Source organism: Cellulosimicrobium cellulans (assembly GCF_006539945.1).
Classification (GTDB): Bacteria; Actinomycetota; Actinomycetes; order Actinomycetales; family Cellulomonadaceae; genus Cellulosimicrobium; species Cellulosimicrobium cellulans.
This window is the reverse complement of record NZ_BJNZ01000014.1, coordinates 1-13,389: the sequence shown is the minus strand read 5'-3', so window position 1 is coordinate 13,389 and position 13,389 is coordinate 1. Positions and strand designations below refer to the sequence as shown.

The window sequence follows — 13,389 nt, the reverse complement described above, 5'->3', positions numbered from 1 at the left end:
TCCACCGGGCGAACTGTCCACAGATTTCATCCACAGGGTTGTGGGTTCCGTGGGAATGGCGCGGAGCCGCCTGTGGACGAACCTGTGGCCTTCGCGACCGGCCAAATGACACCCGTGGGAACTCTTGCAGGCCCCCCGGGTGAGGACTACAAACGTGCCTAACGGCCCGGACGGGCGCAGACGGACGACGGTGTTCCGGCACGCAGTACGCAGGGGTCTCGCGGCCCCGCCTGGAGCGCACGACGGCCCGGCGCGAACGCCAGGGCACGGCTGACCGGAGAACGGTGGACGACCCGCGACCCCCTGCTGCGGGGCTGCGCGCGACGGCGCAGGTTCCGACCGGACCCGGAAGGCCGACCGCGATCGGCGTCAGCACGCCTGCCCGGGCATCCGGGCCGGCGCGGGGGCGCCGGGCCGCCACGTCGCGAGCGGCGCCCCGACGGGCCACCGGCCCGACCGCCCCGGGGTCGCGCGGACACGGCGAGGCCCCTCGGAATCCTGCTCCGAGGGGCCTCGTTGCCATTCTCCCGCGGGTGTCCCGCGACGCGAAGACCCGTCCGCGGGCCGGTAGGCCGGGTCCGCCCACCACGCCTACGCTCGTGCCATGAGCAACCTCGAGACCCGGCCCGAGGAGCGCGTCTGCTCCGCGGGGACCCCTCCGGGCGAGGGCGCCGACGCGGCGCCGACGGTGGAGATCCTCGAGCACCGCGACGTCCCGCTCGGGGGCACGCGCGCCATGCGGGTGCGGCGCACGATCCCGCAGCGCGCGCGCTCGCTCGTGGGCGCGTGGTGCTTCCTCGACCACTACGGTCCGGACCCGCTGCCGGCGATCGGCGACGGCACCGACGGCATGCAGGTCCCGCCCCACCCGCACACCGGCCTCCAGACCGTCACGTGGCTCTTCGCCGGCGAGATCCTGCACCGGGACGCGGTGGGGTCGCTCCAGACGGTCCGCCCGGGCGAGCTCAACCTCATGACCGCGGGCCGGGGCATCTCCCACTCGGAGGAGTCGCCGCGCGGCGTCCGCCCGCCGGTCCTGCACGGGGTCCAGCTCTGGGTCGCGCTCCCGGGTGACCGGTTGACGGACCCGCCCGCGTTCGAGCACCACGCCGACCTGCCGGTCGCCGAGGTCGCCGGCGCCCGGGTCCAGGTCTTCCTCGGGAGCCTGCGCGTCGCCGGCGCGGAGCTGCGCTCGCCCGCGACGACGTACTCACCGCTCGTCGGGGCTCAGGTGGACCTGGAGGCCGGCGCGCGCGTCACGCTCGACGTCGACCCGGCGTTCGAGCACGGCCTCCTCGTGGACGACGGGGCGGTGCGCCTGGAGGGTGACGAGGTCCCGCCGTCGTCGCTCGGGTACGTCGCGCCGGGCCGCGCGACGCTCACCGTCGAGGCCGGGCCGGACGGCCCCGCGCGGGTCGTGCTCGTGGGCGGCGAGCCGTTCGGCGAGGACATCGTCATGTGGTGGAACTTCGTCGGGCGGTCGCACGACGACGTCGCCCGCGCCCGCGCGGACTGGCAGGCGCAGCTCGTGGTCACCGGCGGCGAGGGGCCGAACCACGGCGGCACACGGTACGCCGACGGTGCGCGCGACGGGCGCTACGGCGTGGTCGTCGGGTACGACGGCGGCCCCCTGCCCGCGCCCGCGCTGCCCGACGTCCGCCTGCGGCCCCGCACCCGCCCGGCGGGGCGCCAGTAGACTGCCGCGCATGGCCAAGAACTCCACGCCCGACTTCGTGCTGCGCCCGTTCGAGGGGCTTCCCGGTGAGACCGACTGGGTCGCGATGCGCGAGGTCGTGCCCTCGGCCACCGCGACCGCCCGCACGACCGCCGAGCACGGCGCGCGCGACGTCACCGTCGTCACGGTCCTGCCCGCCGGCTGGGCGGCGCTGCACCGTCAGGACGGGGCGATCCTCCTCGCGGTCCAGACGCTCGCGGGCTCGGGCGACACGAGCCGCGACCTCGCCGCCGCCCTGCTCGAGGCGATCGACGCCGAGCCCGGCACGTCCATCGAGATGAGCGCGCTGCCCGAAGCCGGCCCGCGCCTCCAGGACGTCCTCGACCTCTCGGTCCCGTTCGACGTCACGGTCCACGACGACTTCGCGTTCTGGCTCGACCCGGCCGAGGAGATCACGCCGGACCTGCGCGCGTCGCTCGACCAGGCGGCCGAGTCCATGGTGCCCACGGTCAAGCTCGACGCCGTCCCCTCGGCGTACTGGTGCCGCATGTCGCGCGAGTTCCTGCGCTGGGCCCGCCCGGAGCCCGAGGACGCGCTCATCGACGCGATCTCGCGCCTGCACGCGCGGCGCGAGTCGGGCCTCGCCGGCGGCAAGTTCGTCGGCGCCTTCCGGTCGAGCGGTGTGCTCGTCCCCGTGTGGGAGCTGGCGCGCGGGACGGAGGCGGACGAGCTCGAGGGCCCGGTCGCGGAGCTCGACGCGCTCCTCACGGAGGCGCTCGCCGTCACGGAGCCGCTCGACGCGAACGAGCGCCGCGCGCGCGCGGGGATCGTGTCGCGCCAGGTGACCCTGCGCTGACGCTCCCGCGGTGGGCCTGCGGCTCGACGAGCAGCCCGCCGACGCCCCTGTCGGCGGGCTGTCGCGTCGAGTAGGATCCGGGGGACCTGGGAACGCAGCCCGGTCGTCCTGCGAAGATCCCGAGCGGATCTGCTGGTGGAACGACGACACTTCTGCGGCCAACTCTTTGCACTACTAGGCTGGACGGCGTGAACGCGGACCATCGGTCGACTGAGTCGGGGAACAACACGGGCGGTGCACCTGCACCTGCCGCGGCGGGCTCGGCGAGCACCCCGCCGCCGACGTACCTCTCGGCGTCCGGCACGCGGGCACGCACGCCGCGGCCGACGGTCGGCGACGGCCGCACCGGCCGCGCGGTGCGGCAGCGCGTCGCCGTGATCATCCCGGCGAAGGACGAGTCCCGGCGCATCGCCGCGACGGTCCGCGCGGCCAAGGCGATCCCGCACGTCGACCTCGTGCTCGTCGTGGACGACGGGAGCGAGGACGACACCCAGCACGTCGCGCGCGAGGCGGGGGCCGTCGTCGTGCGCCACTCGCACAACCGCGGCAAGGCCGCAGCCATGGAGACGGGCGCGGCCGTCGTCGCCATGCGCGACGCCGCCGACCGCCCCCCGCGTCTCCTGCTCTTCATCGACGGCGACCTCGGGGAGACCGCGGTGAACACCGCGCCGCTCGTCGCGCCGGTGCTCGACGGGTTCGCCGACCTCGCGATCGCCCTGCTCCCGCCGCAGCCGGGCGCGGGCGGCCGGGGGATCGTGGTCGGGGCCGCGCGCCGGGCGATCCAGTCCCTCACGGGGTGGACCCCGACGCAGCCGCTCTCGGGCATGCGCTGCCTCACGCGCGAGGCATTCGAGGCCGCGACCCCGCTCGCGCGCGGCTGGGGCGTGGAGACCGGCATGACGATCGACCTGCTCCGCAAGGGGTACGTCGCGGTCGAGGTGCCGTGCGACCTGCGCCACCGCGCGTCGTCGAACGACCTCAAGGGCCAGCTCCACCGCGCCGCCCAGTACCGGGACGTGCTGCTCGCCGTGAACGCGCGCAAGATGCGCTCCGCCGTCGACCGGGTGCGCGCGGGCGACCACTAGCCACGCGGGGCCGCCGCACCGGGCGACCCGGCACGGCAGGCCGATCGGCGCGGCGGCTCGGCGGCGGGGCTCAGAGCGTCCGCGTGCGGACCATGCCGTGCACGACGGGGCCGTCGTGCACCTGCGTGGTCGCGGTGCGCACGAAGCCCAGCCGCTCGTAGAAGGTGACGTTGCGCGCGTCGGAGGTCTCGAGCGCGACGGGCGCGTCCCCGAGTGCGGGGTCGCGCAGCGCCGCCCGGCACACCGCGGTGCCGAGCCCGGTGCCCTGGAGCGACGGCAGGACCCCCACCGTCGCGAGCACCCAGGCGTCCGGGCGGGGCGGCGGGAGCTCCGCAGTTGCCACGGCCTGCAGGCGCGGGCCGTGCAGCGCGGCGACCCGTTCCTGGACGTCGTCGGGGGGTGCGGGGGCGTCGGGCGGCATGAGCGCGACGACGGCGTCCACCGGCTCGTGGACGACCACGATCCCGTGCGCGAGGGCGTGCTCGAGGTAGATCTCCTGGAGCGCGGCGAGGCGCGCCGGGTAGCCGTCCTCCGGGACGGCCCAGCGGGTCCAGGGGTAGTCGTGGAACGCGGCGGCGAGGGTGCGGGCCGCGGCGGGGACGTCGGCGGCGGTGGCTCGACGGAACGTGGGCGTCATGGTGCGGTGTCTCTCGGGGTCGGGTCGGGTCGCGGCTCGATCGCGCCGGTGCGGGCGATCTGCTCGAGGGTGCGCACGTGCTGCCGGAACGCGTCGAGCCCGCGGTCGCTGATGCGGACCCACGTGCGCGTCCGGCGCCCGGCGGCCTCCTTGCGGATCTCCACCAGACCCGCGTCGGAGAGGGCGGTGAGGGCCTGGGAGAGGGACGAGTCGCTCAGCTCGACCAGGTCGGCCAGGAAGCGGAAGTCCGCGCTCTCGACGTTCGCCAGGGCGGCGAGGATCGAGAAGCGCACGGGCGAGTGGATGAGCGCGTCCAGGCCCTTGCGCGGGTGGCTCACCGGCGTGCGCTCGCGAACGCGCACGCCGCGAACGGGGAGGCGGCGACGACGCCGGCGAGGACCCACCAGGCCGGCGACGCCGCGCCGACGAGCTGGAGCGCCGGGTCGAGCATCGCGAAGTACAGCACCGCCCAGGTGATCAGGGCGATGCCCATGTCGCGCACCCAGTGCCGCGGCGCCGTCCGGTGGTGCCGCGCGACGGCGGACCACAGCAGGGCGAGGACGACCACGAGCACCGTGGTGGCAGGCCACCACGGTGCGTCGAGGACGTCGATCGCGATCGTGTACGCGAGGGCGGTGACGGCGTGCCCGACGCTGAGCCAGGGGTACCAGCGGGTCGCGCGGTGGGCCTGGGCGGCGACCTCCTCCGCCTGGCCGAGCTGACGACGGGCCTGCTCCGGGGTGATGGAGTTCTGGATCATGCAATCACTTTAACACTCCTAAAGTGATCGATGTCCACCCGACGCCGTCTCCTCCCGCATCTCCTCGAGCGGGCGGTTCGCCGTCTCGGGCAGCGCGCGGAGCACGAGCACGAACGACGCGGCCGCGAACACCGCGTAGAGGGCGTAGCTGCCGGGGAGCGACAGGTCCCGGAGCGAGGGGAACGTGAGGTTGACGGCGATGCCCGCCGCCCAGTTCGCGGCGGCGGCGAGCGAGGCGGCGCGGGCGCGCATCAGGTTGGGGAACATCTCCCCGACGAGGATCCACACCACCGGACCCCACGAGACGGCGAAGGCCACGACGAAGACGTTCGCCGCGACCAGGGTCACGACGCCCCACGCGTCGACGAACACGACGCCGTCCGCGGTCTGCCGCGCCTGGGCGAACCCGGTCGCCATGGCGGCCAGGGCGACCGTCATGCCCACCGACCCCACGAGCAGCAGGCGACGCCGCCCCACGCGGTCGACGAGGAAGATCGCGACGACGGTCGCCGCGACGTTGACGAGCGACGTCAGGGCCGAGAGCCAGAAGGCCTGCTGCTCGCCGAAGCCCACCTGCGCCCAGAGCGACGTCGAGTAGTAGAAGATGACGTCGATCCCCACGAGCGCCTGGAGCGCGGCGAGCGCGATCCCCAGCCAGACGATGGGCTTGAGGCGGCCCGGCCCGGAGAACAGGTGGGACCACGCCGGCCGCGCCTCGTGGAGCGTCCCCTCGATGGTTGCGACGCCCAGGAGCGCGTCGCCCTCGGGAACACGGTGGAGGCGGCGCAGCGTGCGCGCGGCACCCTCCCGGTCGCCGCGCATCACGAGGTACCGCGGCGACTCGGGCAGCAGGACCGCCGCGACCACGTACGCCAGCGACGGCACGACCGCGACCAGGAACATCCACCGCCAGGCGGGCAGGCCGAGGGCCAGCTCCGCCTCGGCCCCGCCCGCGGCGCGCACGAGTAACGCGTTCGAGACGAGCGCGGCGAAGATGCCCAGGACGATCGACATCTGCTGTGCCGTCGCGAGCCGCCCGCGCAGCCGGGCGGGCGCGATCTCGGCGATGTAGAGCGGCGCGACGACGGACGCCATCCCCACCCCCACGCCCCCCAGGAAACGCCACAGCGCGAGGGTCGGGCCGTCGTGCGCGACGGCGCACAGCACCGACGTGGTGACGAACAGGGTCCCGGCGACCATCATGAGGCGCCGTCGTCCGAAGCGGTCCGCGATCGTGCCCGCGGAGAAGGCGCCCACCGCCGCGCCGAGGAGCGCGCTCGCGACGATCACGCCCACGAGCGCGCTCCCGACGCCGAGCTCGGCCTTGAGGGCGTCGACGGCGCCGTTGACCACGGCCGTGTCGAAGCCGAACATGAACCCGCCCAGCGCCGCCCCGACGGTCGACGCGACGACGAGCGGGGTGAGGGCGCCGTGGCCGAGGCGGCCCGTCGCGGCGTTCACGGCGTGCCCCGGCGGAAGGTCGTCGGGGTGGAGGTCTGCGTCATCGGAGGTCCTCTCGGAAGGTGTCGACGGGATGGGCGATCGTGCTGAACAGGGCGTTGGCGGCCTGCCGCGAGTCGAGCCGCGTGTGCTGGACGACGACGGGCGCCGACGCGACGACGACGGCCGAGTAGTCGGTGCCGCGGGGCACGGGCTCGGGGTCGTCGAGGTCGTTGAGCGTCACGTGGCGCACCCGCTCGGCGGGCACCACCACGACGTAGGGGCCGGCCGGCGGGCGGTCGGCGAAGTAGAGCCGGATCTCGACGCGCGCGTCGTCGGGACCGGCGTTGAGCAGGCACAGGCTCTCGTGGCTCGCGAGGGTCGGGTCCTCGCCCGTGCCGTACGGCGGGATCCAGCCGTCGCCGATCGCCCAGCACGTCGCCCCGACCTGGGGGCGACGTGCCGGGGCGCCCGGCGCGCTCATACGCTGATCGACGACTTGGCGAGGACGCCGCCGTCGCACCCGACGAGCGACCCGGTCGTGTACGACGAGCGGTCCGACAGCAGCCAGAGCACGGGCTCGGCGATCTCCTCGGGCCGCGCGAGCCGGCCCAGCGGGACCTCGCGCTCGATCTGCGCGCGTGTCGCGTCCACCTCGTCGGCGGGCACGTTGGCCCACATGAGCGGGGTCTCCGTCGGGCCGGGCACGATCGCGTTCACCCGGACGCCGTGGCGCGCGTAGTCGACCGCGAGCGTGCGGACCATGGACGAGATCGCCCCCTTCGAGGCGCCGTACGCCGTCGCGCCCCCGGCCGCGAAGCCGACCGTCGCGGCCGGCGAGCCGCACAGCACGACGCTCCCGCCGCCGTCGGCGACCATCGTGCGCAGCACCTCGCGCACGACGAGGAACGTGCCCGTCACGTTGACGTCGAGCACGCGGCGCCACGTGGCCGGGTCGAGCTCGTGCGCCGCCCCGCCCACGTCGATACCGGCGCCCGCGAAGAGCCCGCGCAGCGGCGGCCCGGCGTCCGCGGCCGCCCCGACCGCCGACGCGACCGCGGCAGCGTCGGTCACGTCGAGCACGTGCGCGCGCCCGTCCCCGCCCGCCTCCCGGGCGAGGTCCACGGTGCCCGCGGCGCCGTCGGGGTCGAGGTCGAGCACGTGCACGAACCAGCCGTCCCGGGCGGCGCCCACGGCGACCGCCCGACCGATCCCCGACGCCGCGCCCGTCACGACGAGCGACCGGGGGCTCACGCCGCGCTCCCGAGCAGCGCGTCGACGTCGCAGTAGCGCGCGAGGCGCTCGCGGTCGAGCGTGATGCCGAGGCCGGGGCCGTCCGGGATCGGGAGCATCCCGTCCGCGTCGAGCGTCCAGCGGTCGGTCGTCAGGTCGTCGATGTAGGGCGAGCCGGTGACGTACTCGACGAGGTCCGTGTCCGGCAGGGCGGAGGCGAGCTGGAGGTCGGTGGCGAGCCCGACGGCGGTGTTCCACCCGTGCGGCACGAGCTTGACGCCGTGGTCGTGCGCGGACCACGCGATGCGCCGCAGCTCGCTCGTCCCGCCGACCTTCGTGACGTCGGGCTGCACGATGTCGAGCGCGCCGCCCTCGATCCACGGCTGGAACGCCTGGCGGCGCGTGAGCACCTCACCGCCCGAGATGGGCACGGGCGAGCGCCGGCGCAGGTGCGTGTAGTCCTCGATCGCGTCCGGCGGCAGCGGCTCCTCGAACCACGCGACGCCGTACGCGTCGAGCATGCGGGCGGTGCGCAGGGCCCACTTGTAGCCCTGGCTCCACGCGCTGTCGCTGCCGCCGGCGTCGACCATGAGCATCGCGTCGGGGCCGACGGCGTCGCGCGCCGCGGCGACGATGCGCTCGTCGAGCCGCTCGTCGACCCGGCCGAAGGGGCCCCAGCCGATCTTGAAGGCGGTCCACCCGTCGGCGCGCAGCGCGGTGAGGTGGTCGCGCAGCGCGTCGGGCTGGTCCATGAGCAGCGAGGCGTACGGGCGCACCCGCTCGCGGTACCGCCCGCCGAGGAGGCGCCCGACGGGCTGTCCCGTCGCCTGGCCGAGGAGGTCCCAGAGCGCGGTGTCGACGCCGCTGATCGCGTGCGTGATCGACCCGCCGCGCCCCATCCAGAACGTCGTGCGGTGCAGCCGCTCGCTCGTGCGCTCCGGCTCCAGCGCGTTCGCGCCCAGGAGCAGGGGCCGCAGGACGTCGAGCGCGCCGCGCACGAGGTCCTCGGTCGTGAACACGCTGCCGACGCCGACGAGCCCCTCGTCGGTGTGGACGGCGACGAGGGTGTGCACGACGTCGTCCTGGCGCAGCTCCTCCTGCCAGCCGCCCTCGGGGGTGGCGCCGCGCAGGCCGGCGGCGGTGATGGCGGTGATCCTCATGGGTGTCCTCTCGTCGGTGCCGTGGACCGTGACTCTAGGTGGGCCGATGGTAGATGGTCAACCATCGGCCATCTATTAGGGTGGAGCCCTTCCGAGTGAGAGGGTCGCCGTCGTGCCCGTCCTGCCCGCATCGCCGCCCGAGTCCCGGCGCGACTGGGTCCTGCGCCACCTGCGCGAACGCATCGCCTCCGGCGACCTCGCCGCCGGGGACCGCCTCGTCGAGCGTGACCTCTCCGCCTCCTACGGCATCAGCCGCGGCCCGGTGCGGGAGGCGATCATGGTGCTCGAGCAGGAAGGGCTCGTCGTCTCCCACCCTTACCGCGGCGCCGTCGTGGTGGACGTCTCCCAGGAGGAGATCGCCGAGATCCTCGTCCCGGTGCGGACCGTCATCGAGAAGGTCGCGTTCCGCGCGGCGGCGCGCGCGCAGGACCCCGCGCTCCTGGACGCGCTCGACCGCACGGTGGCGGCGATGGAGCGCGCGGCGGACCCGCTCGACGCCCGTCGCCTCGCCGACCTGGACCTCGAGTTCCACGCGGCGGTGATCGCCGCCGCGAGCCACACGCAGTCGCTGCAGATCTGGCGGCTCATCCAGCCGCGCGTCCGGGCGTACTTCGTCCGTGACGCGCCGCACCACGAGGACCCGCACGCCGTCGTCGAGCAGCACCGTGAGCTGCTCGCCGCGCTCCGCTCGGGCGACCCCGGCCGTGCGGAGCGCGCGATCGAGGCCCACGTCTCGGTGTATCTCCAGCCCTGACCGGCCGGCCGGCAGTGGCCCCGGAGCCCGCACGGACGCACCATGGGAGGGCGGGCACGACGGCGTGCCCGGGCGGCTCGCCGCGCGAGCCGGACCGACGACGACGGGGGCAGCGCCATGTGCACAGGGATCAGGTTCACGGACGACGACGGCAACCTCTATCTCGCCCGCAACCTCGACTGGACGACGGGCTACGGGCAGCAGGTGCTGCTGACCCCGACGGGCTACACGCCCCGGTCGCCGTTCGGCGCGGTGCGCGGGATCGAGCACGCGGTCCTCGGCATGGGGATCGTCGAGGACGACACCCCGCTGTACTTCGACTGCGGCAACGACGCGGGTCTCGCCGTCGCGGGCCTCAACTTCCCCGGGTACGCGGAGTACGCCTCCGGCCCGGTCGACGGCGCGGTCAACGTGGCCGCGTTCGAGCTCCCGCTGTGGGTGTGCGCGCAGTTCGCGACGGTCGACGAGGTCGAGGCCGCGCTGCGCGACGTCGCGATCGTGGACCGTCCGATCAACGACAGGTACCCGAGCTCGCTGCTCCACTGGATCATCGGCGACGCGCGCCGCGCGATCGTGGTGGAGTACACCAGCGCGGGCATGCAGGTGTTCGACGACGACGTCGACGTCCTCACGAACCAGCCGGGGTTCGACTGGCACCACGAGAACCTGCGCAACTACCTCAACGTCTCGCCGGACTTCCCCGAGGACACCCCCGTGGGCCGGGCCCACCTCGCCCCGTTCGGCTCGGGCTCGCACATGCGCGGCGTCCCCGGCGACTACTACTCGCCGTCCCGCTTCGTCCGCGCGGCCTACGTGAACTCCCACTACCCGACGAAGGGCACCGAGGAGGAGAACGTGAGCCGCGCCTTCCACACGCTGCAGCAGGTCGCGATGGTGGACGGCTGCGCGGCGATGGGGTCCGGCGAGTTCGAGAGGACCGTCTACACGGGCCTGTTCTCCGCGCGCACGCAGACCTACTACTGGAACACGTACGAGGACCCTGCGGTCCGGAGCGTCGCGATGGCCGACCTCGCGGCGAGCGGCAGCGGGCTCGTGCTCACCGAGGGCGCGCTCCGCGCGTGAGCCACCCGGTGGTGCGGCCCGGAGGGCGGCACCGGCGCGGTGTGGGCGGCCTGTAGCGTCGCGGGATGGAACGGTCCGAGATCTTCGACATCGCCCACCTGCGCCATCCGATCGGGGCGCCCGTGGCGCCCGAGCGGCTGCGGGAGCTGGTCGGCTGGCTGAGCCCGGCCGACGGCGCCCGCGCCGTCGATCTCGGGTGCGGCGAGGGCGAGTGGCTGCAGGAGCTGCTGCTCGCCCACCCCGGGACCACCGGCGTCGGGATCGACCACATGCTCCCGGCCTCGGCGGCACGGCGCACCGACGAGCGAGGGCTGGGCGACCGGGTGCGGTGGATCGAGGCGGACGCCGCCACCTGGGACGACGGGGCGTTCGACGTCGTGCTGTGCGTCGGCGCGAGCCACGCCTTCGGGGGACTGGACGCCACGCTGGGCGCCGTCCGGCAGCGACTGCGCCCCGGCGGCCAGGCGCTCGTCGGTGACAGCATCTGGGAGGGCACCCCGTCGGACTCGGCGCTCGCGGCGCTCGACGTCCCCGCCGACGCCTATCCCGATCTCGCCGGCTTCGTGCGGGCCGTCCGTGCGCACGGCTTCGAGCCGTCGTTCGGGCACGTCAGCACCCTGGCCGAGTGGGACGACTACCAGCTCAGCTGGGCGGGGTCGCTCGTCGACTGGGCGGTCCGGGAGGCCCCGACGGCCGAGGACCGTGCCCAGGCGCTCGCCGCCGCGCGCGGGAATCGTGACGCCTGGCTGGACGGTGCCCGACGCGAGCTGGGGTTCGCGACCTTCGTCCTGCACGACGTCGCGACCGACGTGCGGGACTGACCTGCGTCAGGACGTGGTGCTCCCGACCCGCGCCGCGGGGCCCTCCGCGCCGGAGCGGTCGTCCGGGTCGTCGTCCGCGCTCTCGCCCGTGCCGCCGCCGTCGTCGGCCGCGTGGAGCGCGGCGACGGTGAGCAGCGGGACGGCCGGGATGAGCGCGATGAGCGCGATCCGCACGCCGAAGTCGTTGACGAGCGAGCCCGCGACGGCCACGATCCACAGCGCCAGCAGGGTCGGTCGCACGAGCGGCCACGCGGCCTCCGTGCGCGCGAACCACTGCGGCGTGAAGCGCCGGGGCCAGAAGAGCAGCAGCGCGGCCGCGACGAGCACGGCGATCGTCAGCCACACCGGCACCCCGCCCAGCACGGACCGCGCCGCGTAGCCCGCCTTGCGGAGCAGCGTCTCCCACGCCGACCCGTCGACCACCTGCCCGACGAACCGGCCCAGGTGCGAACGCTCGTCGGCCGGGCGCAGCCAGTCGAGCACGCCGACGGCGGCGACGAGCGCGACGCCCGCCGCCGCGACGAGCAGGAAGCGCCGCCACGTGACGCGCGCGCCCGAGGCGGCGAGGCCCAGCACGGCGAACGCCGGCACGACGACGAGACCGCCGCCGAGGTCGGCGCCGAGCGTCGGCCACACGTCCACGACCATCGTCACGAGACCGATGACGCCCACCGTCGCGGCGGCGGCGTACCGGTGGCCGCGCGCGACGAGCCACTGCGCGAGCGCCGCGGCGACGACGAGCGCCGCGACCGCGTACACGGAGAACGTCGGGTTCCCGAACCCGTAGAACCGGGCGCCGAACGTGGGCGCCGAACCGAGCGGGCTCGCCCGGTTGAGCGGGGTGCCGACGAGCGCGTCGAGCGTGAGCACGGCGAACGTGAGCCCTGCGACGATGCCGGGGCCGAGCCAGACCGGACGGCGTGGGGCGAGGGCGCCCAGGCCGGCGACGGCTGCCGTCGCGAGGACCGTGGACACGACGATCGCGAGCGTCTGGTTCCCGAACCGCCACCAGCCCGTGAGCGACACGAGGAAGGCGGCGGTGGGCACCGCGGCGACGACGAGCGCGGACCCGCGGGCCCAGTGCGCCGCCCGGGCCCACCGGGCACGCGCGCGGTCGCCCGTCGCGCGCGCGGCGCGCGGCGCGAGCAGGAGGCACAGCCCGGCGATCACGAGCCCCGCGTAGAGCGGCACGTCGACGAACGCGGTGTAGACGGCGCGGCGCACGTGGTCGCGCGTCGTGAGGTCGGCGAGGGCGTCGGCGGTCGACGTCGCGTCGGCCGGGCGCGGCGAGCCCCATGCCACCGGTGTGTCCTGGATCCGTGCCGGCGTCGCGGCGCCCGCGGCATCGAGCACCGTCGCCGGGACGTCGAGCACGCGCGCGACGCCGTCGGTCCGGGTGGCGGCGCTCGTCAGGTAGCGGGACTGGTCGGGGCCGTCGGACGACGGGCGCACGAGCGTCGTGCCGAGCGCGGGTCGGGTGCCGGGCGTGCCGGCGACGTCCACGACGAGCACGGTCGTGCCGCTCGGGGCCGCGTCGAGCACGGCGCCGACGGTCGCGTCGACCGCGGTGAGGCGGTCGGCGCGCAGGGTGCTGCGCAGCGTGGCGCGCTCGTCCGCCGGGAGGTCGGGGTCGACGACCGGCGGGGTCGCGTCGCCCGCGTCGACGACGGTCACGGGGCACGCGAACGCGTCGGAGCCGGGTGCCGTCGCGTCCGCGAGGTCGCGGTAGCGGGCGACCTGGCCCGTGGAGTCCGCGAGGGCGACCGCCGCGCCCGGGCCCACCGCCGTCGCGCACACCGCTCCGTCGGCGCCGGCCGCGGCGAGCGCGTCGCCGAGGACGCCGAGGCGCGCCTGGTAGCCCGAGCCGCGCTGGAGGGCGACCAGG

Annotated in this window: 13 protein-coding genes and 1 pseudogene; 6 read left to right on the top strand and 8 right to left on the bottom strand. The window is 75.3% G+C overall.

All coding sequences use genetic code 11. From position 1 onward, the window contains the following. Positions 1 to 604: 604 nt before the first annotated feature. From CCE02nite_RS11720 to CCE02nite_RS11710, 3 genes are all read left to right on the top strand, one after another. Positions 605 to 1,696: a pirin family protein gene (locus CCE02nite_RS11720; RefSeq protein WP_141389818.1), complete on the top strand. Its 1,092-nt coding sequence runs from the start codon at positions 605 to 607 to the stop codon at positions 1,694 to 1,696. A gap of 10 nt (positions 1,697 to 1,706) precedes the next feature. Continuing rightward, positions 1,707 to 2,531 carry a DUF5926 family protein gene (locus CCE02nite_RS11715; RefSeq protein WP_141389817.1) on the top strand — a complete coding sequence of 275 codons (825 nt, stop codon included), beginning with the start codon at positions 1,707 to 1,709 and terminating at the stop codon, positions 2,529 to 2,531. Between the two features lie 188 nt (positions 2,532 to 2,719). Continuing rightward, complete coding sequence (locus CCE02nite_RS11710; RefSeq protein WP_371861922.1) at positions 2,720 to 3,616, top strand: glycosyltransferase family 2 protein; 897 nt, start codon at positions 2,720 to 2,722, stop codon at positions 3,614 to 3,616. A 70-nt stretch (positions 3,617 to 3,686) separates the two neighbouring features. Here CCE02nite_RS11710 and CCE02nite_RS11705 read toward each other — a convergent pair whose 3' ends face one another. Genes CCE02nite_RS11705 through CCE02nite_RS11675 form a run of 7 tightly spaced genes read right to left on the bottom strand, consistent with a single transcriptional unit; the run spans position 3,687 to position 8,846 of the window. After that, a complete protein-coding gene (locus CCE02nite_RS11705; RefSeq protein ID WP_141389816.1) occupies positions 3,687 to 4,253 on the bottom strand; it encodes a GNAT family N-acetyltransferase in 567 nt (188 codons plus the stop codon). Further along, positions 4,250 to 4,591 (bottom strand): transcriptional regulator, encoded by a 342-nt coding sequence (locus tag CCE02nite_RS11700; RefSeq protein ID WP_024839188.1) that lies wholly within the window; start codon positions 4,589 to 4,591, stop codon positions 4,250 to 4,252. Before CCE02nite_RS11700 ends, CCE02nite_RS11705 begins: the two co-directional genes overlap by 4 nt. Then, positions 4,588 to 5,013, bottom strand: coding sequence for a hypothetical protein (locus CCE02nite_RS11695; protein ID WP_024839187.1), 426 nt, complete (start codon positions 5,011 to 5,013; stop codon positions 4,588 to 4,590). The genes CCE02nite_RS11700 and CCE02nite_RS11695 overlap by 4 nt, the downstream gene beginning before the upstream one ends. An 18-nt stretch (positions 5,014 to 5,031) precedes the next feature. Then, positions 5,032 to 6,474: a sugar porter family MFS transporter gene (locus tag CCE02nite_RS11690; protein WP_141389815.1), complete on the bottom strand. Its 1,443-nt coding sequence runs from the start codon at positions 6,472 to 6,474 to the stop codon at positions 5,032 to 5,034. 40 nt (positions 6,475 to 6,514) lie between these two features. Next, a complete protein-coding gene (locus tag CCE02nite_RS11685) occupies positions 6,515 to 6,937 on the bottom strand; it encodes a sensory rhodopsin transducer (protein WP_024839185.1) in 423 nt (140 codons plus the stop codon). Further along, positions 6,934 to 7,707 (bottom strand): SDR family NAD(P)-dependent oxidoreductase, encoded by a 774-nt coding sequence (locus tag CCE02nite_RS11680; RefSeq protein ID WP_141389814.1) that lies wholly within the window; start codon positions 7,705 to 7,707, stop codon positions 6,934 to 6,936. Before CCE02nite_RS11680 ends, CCE02nite_RS11685 begins: the two co-directional genes overlap by 4 nt. Further along, positions 7,704 to 8,846, bottom strand: coding sequence for a mandelate racemase/muconate lactonizing enzyme family protein (locus CCE02nite_RS11675; RefSeq protein WP_141389813.1), 1,143 nt, complete (start codon positions 8,844 to 8,846; stop codon positions 7,704 to 7,706). The genes CCE02nite_RS11680 and CCE02nite_RS11675 overlap by 4 nt, the downstream gene beginning before the upstream one ends. A gap of 112 nt (positions 8,847 to 8,958) precedes the next feature. On the opposite strand from CCE02nite_RS11675, the gene CCE02nite_RS11670 reads away from it, so the two are divergent. From CCE02nite_RS11670 to CCE02nite_RS11660, 3 genes are all read left to right on the top strand, one after another. Next, positions 8,959 to 9,600, top strand: coding sequence for a GntR family transcriptional regulator (locus tag CCE02nite_RS11670; RefSeq protein ID WP_141389812.1), 642 nt, complete (start codon positions 8,959 to 8,961; stop codon positions 9,598 to 9,600). 117 nt (positions 9,601 to 9,717) lie between these two features. After that, a complete protein-coding gene (gene bsh, locus CCE02nite_RS11665; protein ID WP_141389811.1) occupies positions 9,718 to 10,683 on the top strand; it encodes a choloylglycine hydrolase in 966 nt (321 codons plus the stop codon). 65 nt (positions 10,684 to 10,748) lie between these two features. Continuing rightward, positions 10,749 to 11,504, top strand: coding sequence for an SAM-dependent methyltransferase (locus tag CCE02nite_RS11660; protein ID WP_141389810.1), 756 nt, complete (start codon positions 10,749 to 10,751; stop codon positions 11,502 to 11,504). A 6-nt stretch (positions 11,505 to 11,510) separates the two neighbouring features. On the opposite strand, the pseudogene CCE02nite_RS20485 reads toward CCE02nite_RS11660, so the two are convergent. Beyond that, positions 11,511 to 13,389, bottom strand: a pseudogene (locus CCE02nite_RS20485) (hypothetical protein); the annotation flags it as partial.